At 53.4% G+C, this 17000-nt stretch carries 17 protein-coding genes and 5 tRNA genes; 20 read left to right on the top strand and 2 right to left on the bottom strand.

The features are described 5' to 3' along the window. Positions 1 to 30 precede the first annotated feature (30 nt). From cydA to pnuC, 18 genes are all read left to right on the top strand, one after another. Entirely contained in the window at positions 31 to 1599 is a 1569-nt protein-coding gene (gene cydA, locus OGX93_RS05860; protein WP_024130525.1) for a cytochrome ubiquinol oxidase subunit I, read from the top strand. Positions 1600 to 1614: 15 nt separating this feature from the next. Further along, the gene (cydB, locus tag OGX93_RS05855; protein WP_012133250.1) at positions 1615 to 2754 is read left to right on the top strand and encodes a cytochrome d ubiquinol oxidase subunit II; all 1140 of its coding nucleotides are present in this window, start codon (positions 1615 to 1617) and stop codon (positions 2752 to 2754) included. Positions 2755 to 2768: 14 nt separating this feature from the next. Further along, on the top strand, positions 2769 to 2882 hold the full coding sequence (gene cydX / locus OGX93_RS05850; protein ID WP_003022970.1) for a cytochrome bd-I oxidase subunit CydX: 114 nt from the start codon (positions 2769 to 2771) through the stop codon (positions 2880 to 2882). After that, on the top strand, positions 2882 to 3175 hold the full coding sequence (ybgE, locus tag OGX93_RS05845; RefSeq protein ID WP_012133248.1) for a cyd operon protein YbgE: 294 nt from the start codon (positions 2882 to 2884) through the stop codon (positions 3173 to 3175). Before cydX ends, ybgE begins: the two co-directional genes overlap by 1 nt. A gap of 149 nt (positions 3176 to 3324) precedes the next feature. Continuing rightward, positions 3325 to 3723, top strand: a complete 399-nt coding sequence (gene ybgC / locus OGX93_RS05840; protein ID WP_012133247.1) for a tol-pal system-associated acyl-CoA thioesterase — start codon at positions 3325 to 3327, stop codon at positions 3721 to 3723. After that, positions 3720 to 4412, top strand: coding sequence for a Tol-Pal system protein TolQ (gene tolQ / locus OGX93_RS05835; protein ID WP_024130524.1), 693 nt, complete (start codon positions 3720 to 3722; stop codon positions 4410 to 4412). The genes ybgC and tolQ overlap by 4 nt, the downstream gene beginning before the upstream one ends. 3 nt (positions 4413 to 4415) lie before the next feature. Further along, positions 4416 to 4844 (top strand): colicin uptake protein TolR, encoded by a 429-nt coding sequence (tolR, locus tag OGX93_RS05830; protein WP_012133245.1) that lies wholly within the window; start codon positions 4416 to 4418, stop codon positions 4842 to 4844. Between the two features lie 63 nt (positions 4845 to 4907). Continuing rightward, positions 4908 to 6131, top strand: a complete 1224-nt coding sequence (gene tolA / locus OGX93_RS05825) for a cell envelope integrity protein TolA (RefSeq protein ID WP_286449710.1) — start codon at positions 4908 to 4910, stop codon at positions 6129 to 6131. A 132-nt stretch (positions 6132 to 6263) separates the two neighbouring features. After that, the gene (gene tolB, locus OGX93_RS05820; protein ID WP_115609480.1) at positions 6264 to 7556 is read left to right on the top strand and encodes a Tol-Pal system beta propeller repeat protein TolB; all 1293 of its coding nucleotides are present in this window, start codon (positions 6264 to 6266) and stop codon (positions 7554 to 7556) included. Between the two features lie 34 nt (positions 7557 to 7590). Next, entirely contained in the window at positions 7591 to 8109 is a 519-nt protein-coding gene (gene pal / locus OGX93_RS05815) for a peptidoglycan-associated lipoprotein Pal (RefSeq protein WP_003022983.1), read from the top strand. Positions 8110 to 8118: 9 nt separating this feature from the next. Beyond that, on the top strand, positions 8119 to 8907 hold the full coding sequence (cpoB, locus tag OGX93_RS05810; protein WP_012133241.1) for a cell division protein CpoB: 789 nt from the start codon (positions 8119 to 8121) through the stop codon (positions 8905 to 8907). Positions 8908 to 9071: 164 nt separating this feature from the next. Then, positions 9072 to 9147, top strand: a tRNA-Lys gene (locus OGX93_RS05805). Positions 9148 to 9182: 35 nt separating this feature from the next. Next, positions 9183 to 9258: transfer RNA gene (locus tag OGX93_RS05800), tRNA-Val, on the top strand. A gap of 3 nt (positions 9259 to 9261) precedes the next feature. Then, a tRNA-Lys gene (locus OGX93_RS05795) sits at positions 9262 to 9337 on the top strand. A gap of 45 nt (positions 9338 to 9382) precedes the next feature. After that, positions 9383 to 9458, top strand: a tRNA-Lys gene (locus OGX93_RS05790). Between the two features lie 132 nt (positions 9459 to 9590). Beyond that, positions 9591 to 9666: transfer RNA gene (locus OGX93_RS05785), tRNA-Lys, on the top strand. A 397-nt stretch (positions 9667 to 10063) separates the two neighbouring features. Further along, entirely contained in the window at positions 10064 to 11107 is a 1044-nt protein-coding gene (nadA, locus tag OGX93_RS05780; RefSeq protein ID WP_286449722.1) for a quinolinate synthase NadA, read from the top strand. 24 nt (positions 11108 to 11131) lie between these two features. After that, positions 11132 to 11851 (top strand): nicotinamide riboside transporter PnuC, encoded by a 720-nt coding sequence (gene pnuC, locus OGX93_RS05775; RefSeq protein WP_047458055.1) that lies wholly within the window; start codon positions 11132 to 11134, stop codon positions 11849 to 11851. Here pnuC and zitB read toward each other — a convergent pair. Together zitB and OGX93_RS05765 are read right to left on the bottom strand one after the other, a co-directional pair. After that, positions 11848 to 12789, bottom strand: coding sequence for a CDF family zinc transporter ZitB (gene zitB / locus OGX93_RS05770; RefSeq protein WP_286449711.1), 942 nt, complete (start codon positions 12787 to 12789; stop codon positions 11848 to 11850). The genes pnuC and zitB overlap by 4 nt on opposite strands. A gap of 112 nt (positions 12790 to 12901) precedes the next feature. Continuing rightward, positions 12902 to 13276, bottom strand: a complete 375-nt coding sequence (locus OGX93_RS05765; RefSeq protein ID WP_058668795.1) for a YbgS-like family protein — start codon at positions 13274 to 13276, stop codon at positions 12902 to 12904. 315 nt (positions 13277 to 13591) lie between these two features. Between OGX93_RS05765 and aroG the strand changes: the two genes are divergently transcribed. Next, positions 13592 to 14644, top strand: a complete 1053-nt coding sequence (gene aroG / locus OGX93_RS05760) for a 3-deoxy-7-phosphoheptulonate synthase AroG (protein ID WP_012133235.1) — start codon at positions 13592 to 13594, stop codon at positions 14642 to 14644. A 183-nt stretch (positions 14645 to 14827) separates the two neighbouring features. Beyond that, positions 14828 to 16996, top strand: a complete 2169-nt coding sequence (locus OGX93_RS05755; RefSeq protein WP_198448348.1) for a TonB-dependent receptor — start codon at positions 14828 to 14830, stop codon at positions 16994 to 16996. Positions 16997 to 17000: the final 4 nt, after the last annotated feature.

Raw genomic sequence — 17000 nt, 5'->3', positions numbered from 1 at the left:
GAGTCTTCATGCGATGAGCAAGGAGTCATGATGTTAGATATAGTCGAACTGTCGCGCTTACAGTTTGCCTTGACCGCGATGTACCACTTCCTGTTTGTGCCGCTGACGCTCGGTATGGCGTTCCTGCTGGCCATTATGGAAACGGTATACGTCCTTTCCGGCAAACAGATTTATAAAGATATGACCAAGTTCTGGGGCAAGTTGTTTGGTATCAACTTCGCTCTGGGTGTGGCTACCGGTCTGACCATGGAGTTCCAGTTCGGGACTAACTGGTCTTACTATTCCCACTATGTAGGGGATATCTTCGGTGCGCCGCTGGCAATCGAAGGTTTGATGGCCTTCTTCCTCGAATCCACCTTTGTAGGTCTGTTCTTCTTTGGCTGGGACCGTCTGGGCAAAGTCCAGCATATGTGTGTTACCTGGCTGGTGGCGCTGGGTTCCAACCTGTCTGCGCTGTGGATACTTGTGGCGAACGGCTGGATGCAGAACCCTATCGCATCGGATTTCAACTTCGAAACCATGCGTATGGAGATGGTGAGCTTCTCCGAACTGGTGCTTAACCCGGTTGCGCAGGTGAAATTCGTTCACACTGTGGCGTCTGGCTATGTGACCGGTGCAATGTTCATCCTCGGTATCAGTGCTTACTACCTGCTGAAAGGCCGCGACATCGCGTTCGCTAAACGCTCCTTTGCTATCGCCGCCAGCTTCGGTATGGCTGCTGTGCTGTCTGTTATCGTGCTGGGTGACGAATCCGGCTACGAAATGGGCGACGTGCAGAAAACCAAACTCGCCGCGATTGAAGCGGAATGGGAAACCCAGCCAGCGCCTGCTTCCTTCACCCTGTTCGGTATCCCGGATCAGGAGACGCAGGAAAACAAACTGGCTATCCAGATCCCTTACGCGCTGGGTATTATCGCGACTCGCTCCGTCGATACGCCGGTCATCGGTCTGAAAGACCTGATGGTGCAGCATGAAGAACGTATCCGTAGCGGGATGAAAGCCTACGCGCTGCTGGAAGAACTGCGTGCCGGTTCTACCGACCAGGCCGTTCGCGACCAGTTCAATAACGTGAAGAAAGATCTGGGCTACGGTCTGCTGCTTAAACGCTATACGCCGAACGTCACTGACGCGACCGAAGCGCAAATTGAGATGGCGACCAAAGACTCCATCCCACGCGTTGCGCCGCTGTACTTTGCGTTCCGTATCATGGTTGCGTGCGGCTTCCTGCTGCTGGCGATCATCGCGCTCTCCTTCTGGAGCGTCATTCGTAACCGCATCGGTGAGAAAAAATGGCTGCTGCGCGCGGCGCTGTACGGCATCCCGCTGCCGTGGATTGCTGTAGAAGCAGGCTGGTTCGTTGCCGAATATGGTCGTCAGCCGTGGGCGATCGGTGAGGTGCTGCCAACCGCCGTGGCGAACTCGTCACTGACGGTTGGTGACCTGCTGTTCTCCATGATCCTGATTTGCGGCTTGTATACCCTGTTCCTGGTGGCGGAGCTGTACTTAATGTTCAAGTTTGCACGCCGTGGCCCAAGCAGCCTGAAAACCGGTCGCTATCACTTTGAGCAGCCCAATGTGGCCTCTCAGCCGGCACGCTAAGACAGGAGTCGTCAAATGATCGATTATGAAGTATTGCGTTTTATCTGGTGGCTGCTGGTTGGCATTCTGCTGATCGGTTTTGCGGTTACCGATGGCTTCGACATGGGGGTGGGCATGCTCACCCGTTTCCTCGGTCGTAACGACACCGAGCGTCGAATTATGATCAACTCCATCGCCCCGCACTGGGACGGTAACCAGGTGTGGCTGATCACCGCCGGTGGCGCGCTGTTCGCCGCCTGGCCGATGGTTTACGCTGCGGCGTTTTCCGGTTTCTATGTGGCGATGATCCTCGTGCTGGCGTCCTTGTTCTTCCGTCCGGTTGGTTTTGACTACCGTTCCAAGATTGAAGACACCCGCTGGCGCAACATGTGGGACTGGGGCATCTTCGTGGGGAGCTTTGTGCCGCCGCTGGTTATCGGCGTGGCGTTCGGCAACCTGTTGCAGGGCGTACCGTTCCATATCGACGAGTATCTGCGTCTGTACTACACCGGTAACTTCTTCCAGCTGCTGAACCCGTTTGGCCTGCTGGCAGGTATCGTCAGCGTAGGGATGATCATTACCCAGGGCGCAACCTATCTGCAAATGCGTACCGTGGGTGAGCTGCACCTGCGTTCCCGCACGACGGCACAGGTAGCCGCGCTGGTTACGCTGGTGTGCTTCGCGCTGGCGGGCGTATGGGTGGTTTACGGTATTGATGGTTATGTCGTGACTTCCGCGATGGATCATCACGCCGCATCTAACCCGCTGACCAAAGAGGTCGCGCGTGAAGCCGGTGCGTGGATGGTGAACTTCAACAGTACGCCGATCCTGTGGCTGGTTCCGGCGCTGGGCGTGGTTCTGCCGCTGCTGACTATCCTGACCTCCCGTATGGAGAAAGGAGCATGGGCATTCCTGTTCTCTTCTCTGACCCTGGCCTGCATCATCCTGACTGCCGGTATCGCAATGTTCCCGTTTGTGATGCCTTCCAGCACCATGATGAATGCGAGCCTGACCATGTGGGATGCGACCTCCAGCCAGAGAACGCTGAACCTGATGACCTGGGTTGCGTTGGTGTTTGTACCGATCATTCTGATCTACACCAGCTGGTGTTACTGGAAAATGTTCGGCCGCATCACTAAAGAACATATTGAAAGCAACACCCACTCTCTGTACTAAGTAAGGAGCTAAAAATGTGGTATTTCGCATGGATTCTGGGAACGCTTCTTGCCTGTGCATTTGGGATAATCACTGCGCTGGCGCTTGAGCACGTAGAATCAGGTAAAGCCGGACAAGAAGACAGCTAATGACCAGTATTATCGCAACGTTGTATGCGGTAATGGATAAGCGCCCATTACGGGCGCTTTCCTTTATGCTGGCGTTAGTGTTGGCAGGCTGCATCTTCTGGGACCCGACGCGTTTCGCGGCGAAAACAAGCGAGCTGGAAATCTGGCATGGTTTTCTGCTGATGTGGGCCGTTTGTACGGGTGTGATTCATGGCGTAGGATTTCGTCCTCGCGCCGTTCACTGGCAAGGGATCTTTTGCCCGCTGCTCGCCGATATCGTGCTTATTGTTGGTCTGATTTTCTTCTTCTTTTGAATAAGAAGTATCCTTAAAAATTTATGGGTTTTCATAAGCCCATAAATTTTTACTCTCCCTTAACTTCCCCCCATTCCCAAGCCTCATTCGCGCGCGTATAGTAGCAACGTTTAAAAGCGTTAACTTTTTTTGCATTACCGGGATGTACAGTGAATATATTTCGATGGCCGGTTCGTGTCTATTATGAGGATACCGACGCCGGTGGTGTGGTTTACCACGCCAGTTACGTCGCTTTTTATGAAAGAGCACGCACAGAGATGCTGCGTCATCATCACTTCAGTCAGCAGGTGCTGTTGGCTGAACGGGTTGCCTTCGTGGTGCGTAAAATGACGCTGGAATATTATGCGCCTGCGCGACTCGACGATATGCTCGAAGTCCAAACTGAAATTACGTCAATGCGTGGCACCTCTTTGGTTTTCACGCAACGCATTGTCAACGCAGAGAACAACGTGCTCAACGAAGCGGAAGTTCTGATTGTTTGCGTTGATCCACTCAAAATGAAGCCTCGTGCGCTTCCCAAGTCTATTGTCGCGGAGTTTAAGCAGTGACTGACATGAATATCCTTGATTTGTTCCTGAAGGCAAGCCTTCTGGTTAAACTTATCATGTTGATTTTGATTGGTTTTTCAATCGCATCCTGGGCTATCATCATCCAGCGGACTCGTATTCTTAACGCTGCGGCGCGCGAAGCGGAAGCGTTCGAAGATAAATTCTGGTCTGGAATCGAACTGTCTCGCCTGTATCAGGAGAGCCAGGGGCGTCGTGATAGCCTCGCGGGTTCGGAACAAATCTTCTATAGCGGGTTCAAAGAGTTTGTGCGTCTGCATCGTGCAAACAACCATGCGCCGGAAGCGGTTGTTGAGGGGGCGTCTCGTGCGATGCGTATCTCTATGAACCGTGAGCTGGAAACATTAGAGACGCACATTCCTTTCCTCGGCACCGTGGGTTCCATCAGTCCGTATATTGGTCTGTTTGGTACGGTATGGGGGATTATGCACGCGTTTATCGCCCTCGGTGCGGTGAAACAGGCGACGCTGCAAATGGTGGCGCCGGGTATCGCGGAAGCGCTGATTGCAACGGCTATCGGTCTGTTTGCGGCGATTCCAGCGGTTATGGCCTACAACCGTCTGAATCAGCGCGTGAACAAGCTGGAACTGAATTACGACAACTTTATGGAAGAGTTCACCGCCATTCTGCACCGTCAGGCGTTTACCAGTAGCGAGAGCAACAAGGGGTAAGCCATGGCCAGAACGCGTGGACGAGGTCGTCGCGATCTCAAGTCCGAAATCAACATTGTACCGTTGCTCGACGTACTGTTGGTGCTGCTGCTGATTTTCATGGCGACGGCGCCGATCATTACCCAGAGTGTGGAAGTCGATCTGCCGGACGCGACCGAGTCGCAGGCCGTCAGCACCAATGACGATCCGCCGGTCATTATTGAAGTTTCCGGTATTGGGCAATACAGCGTGGTGGTTGAGAAAGACAGGATGGATCAGTTGCCGCCAGAGCAGGTTATTGCCGAAGCGAAAAGTCGCCTGGAGTCCAATCCGAAAACGGTCTTCTTAATCGGTGGCGCGAAAGACGTGCCTTACGATGAAATAATTAAAGCGCTGAACTTGTTACACAGTGCGGGCGTGAAATCGGTTGGCTTGATGACGCAGCCTATCTGATCTTCTGCGTCTCCGGGACGTAAAGATAGCAAGTAACAGGCGCACAGTTTTTGGGAACCGAGAGTGTCAAAGGCAACCGAACAAAACGACAAGCTCAAACGGGCGATAATTATTTCAGCGGTACTGCATGTCATCTTATTTGCAGTGCTGATCTGGAGTTCGTTCGATGAGCATATAGAGGCTTCAGCCGGGGGCGGCGGTGGTTCTTCCATCGACGCCGTCATGGTCGATCCCGGCGCAGTTGTTCAGCAGTACGATCGTCAGCAGCAGCAACAGGCGAGCGCGAAGCGTGCGGCGGAACAGCGTGAAAAACAGGCGCAGCAGCAAGCTGAAGAGCTTCGCGAGAAGCAGGCGGCTGAACAGGAACGACTGAAGCAACTTGAGAAAGAACGTTTAGCCGCGCAGGAACAGGCGCGCGAGCAGGCGGAACAGCAGAAACAAGCGGAAGCGGCCGCGAAGAAAGCACAGGAGCAGCAGAAACAGGCTGAAGAAGCGGCGGCGAAAGCCGCAGCGGATGCGAAAGCGAAAGCGGACGCGCAGGCTAAAGCAGCGGCGGAAGCGCAGAAGAAAGCGGAAGCCGAAGCGGTAAAAGCGGCTGCTGATGCGAAGAAGAAAGCCGAAGCTGAAGCGGCAAAAGCCGCCGCCGACGCGAAGAAAAAAGCGGAAGCCGAGGCGGCTAAGCAGGCTCAGGCAGAGGCCGCGAAGAAAGCCGCAGCAGAAAAGGCTGCTGCTGAAAAAGCGGCCGCAGAGAAGAAAGCTGCCGCCGACAAAGCCGCCGCTGAGAAAGCGGCAGCAGCAAAAAAAGCTGCTGAGAAGGCTGCTGCCGATAAGAAAGCTGCGGCAGATAAAGCGGCTGCTGCGAAGAAAGCCGCAGCCGAAAAAGCCGCTGCCGCATCTGGCGTCGATGACCTGTTGGGCGATTTAAGCTCCGGTAAGAATGCGCCGAAAACCGGCGGCGGAGCGGCAGGAAGCAATGCTTCTCCTGCGGGGAGTGGTAATACTAAAAACAATGGCGCATCAGGCGCGGATATCAGCAATTATGCCGGGCAGATTAAATCGGCCATTGAAAGTAAGTTTTACGACGCATCGTCCTATGCAGGTAAGACCTGTACGCTGCGTATAAAACTGGCGCCAGACGGCCTGTTGCTGGATATTCAGTCTGAAGGTGGCGATCCCGCGCTTTGTCAGGCAGCGCTTGCTGCGGCCCGACAGGCGAAGATTCCAAAACCACCAAGCCAGGCGGTATACGAAGTGTTTAAAAACGCACCTCTGGACTTTAAACCGTAAGCTAAACTTTCCCCGTCACGGCGGGGAAAGAAACGCAACGAGAGTCGCTGGGTTCTGGTAGTTTTGTGTATTTGAGTTTGTTAACATTCTGCTAAATTATCGTGGGCTTTCCGCCCGGATAAGGGAGATATGATGAAGCAGGCATTACGAGTAGCATTTGGTTTCTTAATGCTGTGGGCAGCGGTGCTGCACGCAGAAGTACGTATCGAGATCACCCAGGGGGTGGACTCGGCGCGCCCGATTGGCGTTGTGCCATTCCAGTGGGCAGGGCCGGGAGCTGCGCCTGAAGATATTGGCGGCATCGTTGGCGCTGACCTGCGCAACAGCGGTAAATTCAATCCGTTGGATCGTTCTCGTCTGCCGCAGCAGCCGGGTACGGCGCAAGAAGTTCAGCCGGCGGCATGGTCTGCGCTGGGTATTGATGCGGTTGTTGTCGGCCAGGTAACTCCGAATCCTGACGGTTCCTACAATGTTGCTTATCAGCTGGTTGACACCGGCGGCGCACCGGGTACTGTACTGGCGCAGAACTCTTACAAAGTGAACAAGCAGTGGCTGCGTTATGCTGGCCATACTGCAAGTGATGAAGTGTTTGAGAAGCTGACCGGCATCAAGGGCGCATTCCGCACCCGTATCGCTTACGTAGTGCAGACTAACGGCGGCCAGTTCCCGTATGAACTGCGTGTGTCTGACTACGATGGCTACAACCAGTTCGTGGTTCACCGTTCTCCGCAGCCGCTGATGTCTCCGGCGTGGTCTCCTGACGGCTCTAAACTGGCCTACGTGACCTTCGAAAGCGGTCGTTCCGCGCTGGTTATCCAGACGCTGGCTAACGGGGCTGTGCGTCAGGTTGCGTCGTTCCCGCGTCACAACGGCGCGCCAGCGTTCTCGCCGGATGGCAGCAAACTGGCGTTTGCGTTGTCTAAAACCGGTAGCCTGAACCTGTATGTGATGGACATTGGTTCTGGTCAGATTCGTCAGGTGACGGATGGTCGCAGCAACAACACCGAACCAACATGGTTCCCGGACAGCCAGAACCTGGCCTTTACCTCTGACCAGGCCGGTCGTCCGCAGGTGTATAAAGTTAACGTGAACGGCGGTGCTCCGCAGCGTATCACCTGGGAAGGTTCGCAAAACCAGGATGCGGATGTGAGCAGCGACGGTAAATTTATGGTAATGGTAAGCTCGGCGAATGGTCAGCAGCACATTGCCAAACAAGATCTGGTAGCGGGTGGCGTACAGGTTCTGTCGTCAACGTTCCTGGATGAAACGCCAAGTCTGGCACCTAACGGCACTATGGTAATCTACAGCTCTTCTCAGGGGATGGGATCCGTGCTGAATTTGGTTTCTACAGATGGGCGTTTCAAGGCGCGTCTTCCGGCAACCGATGGTCAGGTTAAATCCCCTGCCTGGTCGCCGTATCTGTGATAATAATTAATTGATTAGTAAAGGAATCATTGAAATGCAACTGAACAAAGTGCTGAAAGGGCTGATGATCGCTCTGCCTGTTATGGCAATTGCTGCATGTTCTTCCAACAAGAACGCCAGCAATGACGGCAGCGAAGGCATGCTGGGTGCAGGCACTGGTATGGATGCGAACGGCAGCGGCAACATGTCTTCTGAAGAGCAAGCGCGTTTGCAGATGCAGCAATTGCAGCAGAACAACATCGTTTACTTCGATCTGGACAAGTACGATATCCGTTCTGACTTCGCGGCAATGCTGGATGCGCACGCTAACTTCCTGCGTAGCAACCCGTCTTACAAAGTCACCGTAGAAGGTCATGCGGACGAACGTGGTACTCCTGAGTACAACATCTCCCTGGGCGAACGCCGTGCTAACGCTGTTAAGATGTACTTGCAGGGTAAAGGCGTTTCTGCTGACCAGATCTCCATCGTTTCTTACGGTAAAGAAAAACCCGCAGTACTGGGTCACGACGAAGCGGCTTACGCTAAAAACCGTCGCGCCGTACTGGTTTACTAAGAGAATTGCATGAGCAGTAACTTCAGACATCACCTGTTGAGTCTGTCGTTACTGGTTGGCATAGCGGCCCCCTGGGCCGCTTTTGCTCAGGCGCCAATCAGTAGTGTCGGCTCAGGCTCGGTCGAAGACCGCGTCACTCAACTCGAGCGTATTTCGAATGCTCACAGCCAGCTTTTAACCCAACTCCAGCAACAACTCTCTGATAATCAGTCCGATATTGATTCCCTGCGTGGTCAAATCCAGGAAAGCCAGTATCAGCTGAATCAGGTTGTTGAACGGCAGAAGCAGATCCTGCTACAGATGGACAGTCTGAGCAGCGGTAGCGCAGCGACGCCGTCGGCGGGCGGCGAGCAAAGCGGGGCGGCAACCGCAACACCTGCGCCTGGCGCGGGCGCGGCGACGTCAGGTGCGCCGGTACAAAGCGGCGACGCCAATACCGATTACAATGCGGCAATTGCTCTGGTGCAGGATAAGTCCCGCCAGGATGATGCGATTGTGGCGTTTCAGAACTTCATCAAAAAATACCCGGACTCAACTTATCAGCCGAATGCCAATTACTGGCTTGGCCAGTTGAATTACAACAAGGGTAAAAAAGATGATGCCGCATTTTATTTTGCCTCGGTAGTCAAAAACTACCCGAAGTCACCAAAAGCGGCTGACGCGATGTACAAAGTCGGCGTCATCATGCAGGACAAAGGCGACGCGGCAAAAGCCAAAGCGGTTTATCAGCAGGTTATCAGTAAATACCCTGGCACTGATGGCGCAAAACAAGCGCAAAAACGTCTTAACGCGATGTAATGCACACCACGCGACCAGAAATCGCGTTATTTCTGGTCTCGTCGTGCGATTCCTAAGCAGTTGAGTGATCTACATCGAAATTTTTGTTGCGCTGAAATCTGAAATCAGTAATATATGCCGCCGTTGCCAGGGGATATCAAACAAACCGAAAGCAGCGCAAAAGTGGGTCGTTAGCTCAGTTGGTAGAGCAGTTGACTTTTAATCAATTGGTCGCAGGTTCGAATCCTGCACGACCCACCACTTTAAAGATGGAAACATCTTACCAGCGTAGTATCGGGTGATTAGCTCAGCTGGGAGAGCACCTCCCTTACAAGGAGGGGGTCGGCGGTTCGATCCCGTCATCACCCACCACTCGGGTCGTTAGCTCAGTTGGTAGAGCAGTTGACTTTTAATCAATTGGTCGCAGGTTCGAATCCTGCACGACCCACCAATTTTAAATTGGTGCCGAGTAAAATCTTTCAGGTAACACCCGTATGGGTCGTTAGCTCAGTTGGTAGAGCAGTTGACTTTTAATCAATTGGTCGCAGGTTCGAATCCTGCACGACCCACCAGTTTTAAAGGTGGTTACTGGTAGAGAACGTGAAGGATAACGTTGCGTCAGCAACGGCCCGAAGGGCGAGGCGAAGCCGAGTCATCCTGCACGACCCACCATCCTGAATGATTAAGCAGTAAAATCCCGCAAGGGGTCGTTAGCTCAGTTGGTAGAGCAGTTGACTTTTAATCAATTGGTCGCAGGTTCGAATCCTGCACGACCCACCAATTTTAACATTGCACTCAGATGTTAAACGTGAAGGATAACGTTGCGTCAGCAACGGCCCGAAGGGCGAGGCGAAGCCGAGTCATCCTGCACGACCCACCAATGTAAAAAGGCGCCCTAAAGGCGCCTTTTTGCTATGCGCAGAATTTGTGCCTGATGGCGCTGCGCTTATCAGGCCTACAGCGATACACTCGTCCAGGTCGGATAAGACGTCAGTCGGCGACCCGTAGGCCGGATAAGGCGCTTGCGCCGCCATCCGGCATTATCAAGCGCAATTGTTGTGACTTTTGCCAGCCAATCGGCTATCTTGTTTAGCATATAAAACAAATTTAACCGATTGTGGCGTGGGTTACGCTTTATATCGGTTATTTCGTTAAGCCAGTAAAACGAGAAAGCATGATGAGCGTAATGTTTGACCCGGAAGCCGCAATCTATCCGTTTCCGCCGAAACCGACCCCGCTAAGCGTGGATGAAAAGCAATTCTACCGCGAGAAAATCAAACGTCTGCTGAAAGCGCACGATGCCGTCATGGTGGCGCACTATTACACCGATCCCGAAATCCAGCAACTGGCTGAAGAAACCGGAGGATGCATTTCCGACTCGCTGGAGATGGCGCGATTTGGCGCGAAACATCCTGCCTCCACGTTGCTGGTCGCTGGCGTCCGTTTTATGGGCGAGACGGCCAAAATTCTCAGCCCGGAAAAAACCATCCTGATGCCGACTCTACAGGCGGAATGCTCGCTGGATCTGGGTTGTCCGATTGACGAATTTAGCGCGTTTTGCGACACCCACCCGGATCGCACGGTAGTGGTTTACGCCAACACGTCTGCTGCCGTCAAAGCCCGCGCTGACTGGGTTGTTACCTCCAGTATCGCCGTTGAACTGATTGAACATCTGGACAGTCTGGGCGAGAAAATTATCTGGGCGCCGGATCGCCACCTGGGACATTACGTGCAAAAGCAGACCGGCGCGGATGTGCTCTGCTGGCAGGGGGCCTGTATCGTTCATGATGAATTTAAAACCCAGGCGTTGACCCGGATGAAAGGTTTGTACCCGGATGCCGCCGTGCTGGTGCATCCTGAGTCGCCACAATCGATTGTCGATATGGCGGATGCCGTCGGGTCTACCAGCCAGCTGATTAATGCCGCCCGCACGCTGCCGCATAAGCAGCTTATTGTGGCGACCGACCGGGGCATTTTCTATAAAATGCAGCAGGCGGTGCCTGATAAAGAGTTGCTTGAAGCGCCGACAGCCGGAGAAGGGGCGACCTGCCGTAGCTGCGCGCATTGTCCGTGGATGGCGATGAACGGCCTTAAGGCAATTGCTGAGGGGTTAGAGCAGGGCGGGCAGGCCCATGAGATTCACGTTGACCAGGCGTTGCGAGAAGGGGCGTTGCTGCCGCTCAACCGTATGCTGGAATTTGCGGCTACACTACGAGCGTAAAACGTAAAACGCTCTGGGGGAAAGATGGATTTTTTTAGCACACAGAACATTCTGGTTCATATTCCAATTGGCGCTGGCGGTTACGACCTGTCATGGATTGAAGCTGTTGGCACCGTTGCGGGTTTGCTGTGTATCGGGCTTGCCAGCCTGGAAAAGATCAGCAACTATTTTTTCGGTCTGATTAACGTGACGCTATTCGCGATCATCTTTTTTCAGATCCAACTCTACGCCAGCCTGTTGCTTCAGGTATTTTTCTTTGCCGCCAATATTTACGGCTGGTATGCCTGGTCCCGCAAAACAAGCCAGCATGAGATTGAATTGAAAATTCGCTGGCTGCCGCTGCCAAAAGCGCTGGCCTGGCTGGCGGTATGCGTGGTGGCGATAGGTCTGATGACCGCGTATATCGATCCGGTATTTGCTTTCCTGACTCGCGTCGCCGTCAACCTGATGCAGGCGCTGGGATTGTCGGTCGCCGTACCGGAATTGCAGCCTGATGCCTTCCCGTTCTGGGACTCCTGCATGATGGTGCTGTCGATTGTGGCGATGATCCTGATGACGCGCAAGTATGTCGAAAACTGGCTGCTGTGGGTGATTATCAACGTGATAAGCGTGGTGATCTTCGCACTGCAAGGCGTCTATGCGATGTCGCTGGAGTATCTGATCCTGACCTTCATCGCCCTGAATGGCAGCCGGATGTGGATCAACAGCGCGCGCGAACGAGGCTCACACGCGCTTTCCAGTTAGTGGTGATGATGCGAATGGCCGGATAGCCCCTGATTCAGGTGGCAGTCCGGCCCGTTGCACGGCTGATATTCCATCTGAATGGTGGCGTGCTCAATCTGGTAATGGTGAATCAGGAAATGCTGGATGCGCGCCAGCAACGCGTCATGATCGTGCGGCGGGATCACCTGCACATGCAGCGTCATCACGGGTTTTTCTCCTATCATCCAGACATGGACGTGATGCACATTGCGTACTTCGGGAATATCCCGGCTGAGATGGCGACGCAACGCCGCGATATCCAGCGAAACCGGCGCGCCTTCCAGTAATTCATTCACGCTGTCTTTTAACAGACGCCAGGCGCTGCGTAACACCAGTATGGAAACCAGGATCGAGAGAATCGGGTCCGCTGGCGTCCAGCCTGTCCAGATGATAATCAGTGCGGCAAAAATGGCGCCGACCGATCCCAGTAAATCCCCCATCACATGCAGCGCGGCGGCACGCACATTGAGGTTTTTTTCTTCATTCCCCCGGTGCAGGAGCCAGAACGCGAACACGTTGGCGAGCAAGCCCGCCACTGCGATAGTCATCATCATGCCGCCTGCGACAGGTCGTGGCGTATAGAAGCGCTGAATGGCTTCCCAGACGATTAAAAGAGTAATCACCACTAATGCGATGGCGTTAACAAACGCGGCCAGCGTTGTCAGTCTCAGCCAGCCGAAAGTGTGACGAATGGTTGGAGGACGCCGGGAAAACTGTACGGCCATCAGAGCGAACAACAGGGCTGCGGCATCGGTAAGCATATGCCCGGCGTCGGCCAGCAGCGCCAGCGATCCTGAAAGAATGCCGCCCACCACTTCAACCAGCATAAATCCGGTGGTGACACAAAATGCGAACAGCAACCGACGCGCGTTCTTATCTTCCGGCAGATGCGAAGCAGTATGAGAGTGTGAATGTGCCATCGTGTCATCCCTTTGTTATTTTCATTATTACTGTATGACATCATACAAGTTTTGGGCTGACAAAATAAAAAGGAGAGCATCAGCCCTCCCGTTACCTGGCCTTTTTTCAGGCTTACTGCGTGGTGCCATCGGTTTTAGTATCAACGTCGTTGTTGATGCCGTCGCCGGTCTCCACTTTCTTATTCACGTCCGGGCAGCGGCCGTCCTTACACATGGTGTTTTTATGCACTTCATCGGAGGTCATGTCGTCGTGGTTCATTGATGAGCCATCCGGGTGAAGCATGGTGCCGCCGGAATTAATCTGGCTGTTGTCCACATTGTTTGGCGCGATGTTTTCGCGGGCGTCAGGGGCGACCTGTCCGGCATCCGCCGAAGAGTTTGCCTGTCCGTTGTTGGACTGCGTATTCGCGTCAGCGGCCAACGCTGCGCCACTGGCAAGGCTGAGTATGGCAGTAAGAAAAAGTGTGGCCAGTTTTGTCATTTTCATAAGATGCTCCTGTTATGGTCGATATGTCGGATAACTCTTCCAACAGTGCATGTGCCAGTAAAATCTCAGAGAGGGGTTAAAGATCCCGCACTGGCGATTTAGCCCAGCAGAGAATCTTGAAAAAACTCACAAAAAGAGTGTTTACAGTTAAAAATTGTAGGCTAGATCTCGTTTTTCGCTACTTTCTGGCGTTTTTTTTCCTAATTCCAGGATTAGTCCGTTCGAAGTGTAAAAGTCAGTTTACACTTTTTAGCCAAAGAGATAGATTGAAGGGATTGCATTTAATTAGATAAGTATGGCAACACTGGAATAATCATGAATTATCAGAACGACGATTTACGTATTAAAGAGATCAACGAGTTATTACCGCCAGTCGCACTCCTTGAAAAATTTCCCGCTACAGAGAATGCAGCAAACACCGTTGCCCATGCCCGCAAAGCGATTCATAAAATCCTGAAAGGGAATGACGATCGCCTGCTGGTGGTGATTGGGCCGTGCTCAATTCATGATCCGGTTGCCGCCAAAGAGTATGCCGCTCGTTTAATGACGCTGCGTGAAGAGCTAAAAGGCGAGCTTGAAATTGTCATGCGCGTCTATTTTGAAAAACCGCGCACCACGGTGGGCTGGAAAGGGCTGATCAACGATCCGCATATGGATAACAGCTTCCAGATTAACGATGGCCTGCGTATTGCCCGCAAGTTATTGCTCGACATTAACGACAGCGGATTACCCGCTGCGGGTGAGTTCCTTGATATGATCACCCCGCAATACCTGGCGGATCTGATGAGCTGGGGCGCGATTGGCGCACGTACCACGGAGTCTCAGGTACACCGCGAGCTGGCCTCCGGTCTTTCCTGCCCGGTCGGCTTTAAAAATGGCACCGACGGCACCATCAAAGTAGCGATTGACGCTATCAATGCCGCCGGTGCGCCTCACTGCTTCCTCTCCGTCACTAAGTGGGGGCACTCCGCCATTGTGAATACCAGCGGCAACGGCGACTGCCACATTATTCTGCGTGGAGGCAAAGAGCCAAACTACAGCGCGCAACATGTGGCAGAAGTAAAAGAAGGTCTTGCTAAAGCGGGGCTTGCGCCGCAGGTTATGATCGATTTCAGCCATGCGAACTCCTCCAAACAGTTTAAAAAGCAGATGGACGTTTGTGCGGATGTTTGCCAGCAGATTGCGCGTGGCGAAAACGCGATCATTGGCGTGATGGTGGAAAGCCATCTGGTGGAAGGTAATCAGAGCCTGGAAAGCGGCGAACCGCTGACCTACGGTAAGAGCGTTACCGACGCCTGCATCGGCTGGGAAGATACGGATGCGCTGCTGCGTCAGTTGTCGAATGCGGTGAAAGCCCGTCGCGGATAATTCCTCCTGCCAACGCACGTTGCGCAATTGAAAAACCGGCAAATCAGGCCGGTTTTTTTCTACTAACTGTTTGTAATCCAAAAGAGTTAGTTCTTTGTTTAAAAGTTTTGATGTGATCGTGATCAACTTTTTACACTTATATCGGTCGTAATATAAATTTTTACATAACGATTGATAATACAAATGAATAAGCCCACTCAACTGGCAACGCTGTTGCCTCTTCTCATTTCCCTGGCGCCGCACAGCGCACATGCGGCAAACACCTCTGAAGATGAAATTATCGTCACCAGCCAGCCTTCTGCCGATACCACGCATGCCGCTTCCGGCGCTGGATTCAAAACCAATGATATCGATGTCGGGCCGCTGGGCAATAAAGCCTGGGTTGATACACCGTATTCGACCACAACCGTCACCAAAGAGATGATTGAGAACCAGCAGGCGCAAAGCGTGAGCGAACTGCTGAAATACTCGCCCAGCACACAAATGCAGGCGCGCGGCGGCATGGATGTCGGCAGACCGCAGAGCCGGGGGATGCAGGGCAGTGTGGTTGCCAACAGCCGCCTGGATGGGTTGAACATCGTCTCAACCACCGCTTTCCCCGTTGAGATGCTGGAACGCCTGGATGTGCTCAACAGCCTGACCGGCGCGCTGTACGGCCCGGCAAGTCCGGCCGGGCAGTTTAATTTTGTCGCCAAACGCCCAACGGAAGAGACGCTGCGCAAAGTCACTCTGGGTTATCAAAGCCGGAGCGCCTTCACCGGGCATGTTGATTTGGGCGGACACATTGATGATGACAACCGTTTTGGCTATCGCGTGAATGTGCTGAATCAGGAAGGTGAAGGGAATCTGGATGACAGTACGCTGCGCCGTAAGTTGCTTTCCGTGGCGCTGGACTGGAATATTCAGCCAGGCACGCAATTGCAGCTGGATGCCAGCCACTATGAGTTTATTCAAAAAGGCTATCCGGGAAGCTTCAGCTATGGCCCGAACATTAAATTACCTTCCGCCCCCGATCCCAAAGATAAAAATCTGGCGCTCAGCACGGCCGGGAACGATCTGACAACCGACACGGTGAGCACGCGTCTTATTCATTATCTCAATGATGACTGGTCCGTAACGGCAGGCGTTGGCTGGCAGCAGGCGGATCGTGCGATGCGTAACGTATCCAGCAAAATTATCAATAACCAGGGCGATATCAGCCGTTCGCTGAAAGACTCTACTGCCGCAGGACGTTTTCGCGTACTGAGCAATACCGCCACGCTTAACGGTCATGTTGATACCGGTTCTGTCGGGCATGATATTGCGCTCTCGACCACCGGTTATGTCTGGTCGCTGTACAGTGCGAAAGGGACGGGGCCGTCTTATAGCTGGGACACCACCAATATGTACCACCCCTCTGAGATGTACGAAAAGGGCGATGGCAAAATCATAACCGGTGGGGATCGTTATAAATCCAGTGTCAACACGCAACAGAGCATTACCCTTGGGGATACCGTGACTTTCACGCCGAAATGGTCGGCGATGTTCTACTTGAGCCAGAGCTGGATTCAGTCGCAGAACTACAATAAAAGTGGTCATAAAACCGGCCAGATTGATGAGAACGGTTTAAGCCCGAATGCGGCGTTGATGTATAAAATCACCCCGAATGTGATGGCCTACGTCAGCTATGCGGAGTCGCTGGAACAGGGCGGGACGGCGCCAACCAATAGCGACGTGAAAAATGCCGGGCAAACCCTCGACCCGTATCGCAGCAAACAATATGAGATGGGGCTAAAAGCCGATGTCTCCGGGATGAATCTGGGGGCGGCGCTGTTCCGTCTTGAGCGTCCATTTGCCTATGTCGATCCCGGCGACAATGTCTATAAGGAACAGGGGAACCAGGTCAATAACGGTCTGGAATTGACGGCCTCCGGTAATGTCTGGCAAGGGCTGAATATCTACAGCGGCGTGACGCTCCTCGATCCGAAACTGAAAGATACGGTGAGCGATACCACCAGCGATAAACGGGTGGTAGGCGTACCGAAAGTACAGGCGAACGTGCTGGCGGAGTACAGCTTACCGTCGATGCCGGAATGGGTATACAGCGCTAACGTTCACTATACCGGCAAGCGTGCCGCCAACGATACCAACACCGCATGGGCCAGCAGCTACACCACCTGGGACCTGGGCACCCGCTACACCACGAAAATCAGCAACGTGCCGACCACCTTCCGCGTGGTGGTTAACAACGTGTTCGATAAACACTACTGGGCATCAATCTTCCCGTCAGGCACCGATGGCGATAACGGTTCACCCAGCGCCTTTATCGGCAGCGGGCGTGAAGTTCGCGCCTCCGTCACGTTTGATTTTTAAAGGA

This window comes from Citrobacter sp. CK195 (genome assembly GCF_030333365.1).
Taxonomy (GTDB): domain Bacteria; phylum Pseudomonadota; class Gammaproteobacteria; order Enterobacterales; family Enterobacteriaceae; genus Citrobacter_B; species Citrobacter_B koseri.
The sequence above is the reverse complement of the archived record's forward strand: the minus strand, read 5'-3'. Positions and strand labels throughout refer to the sequence as shown.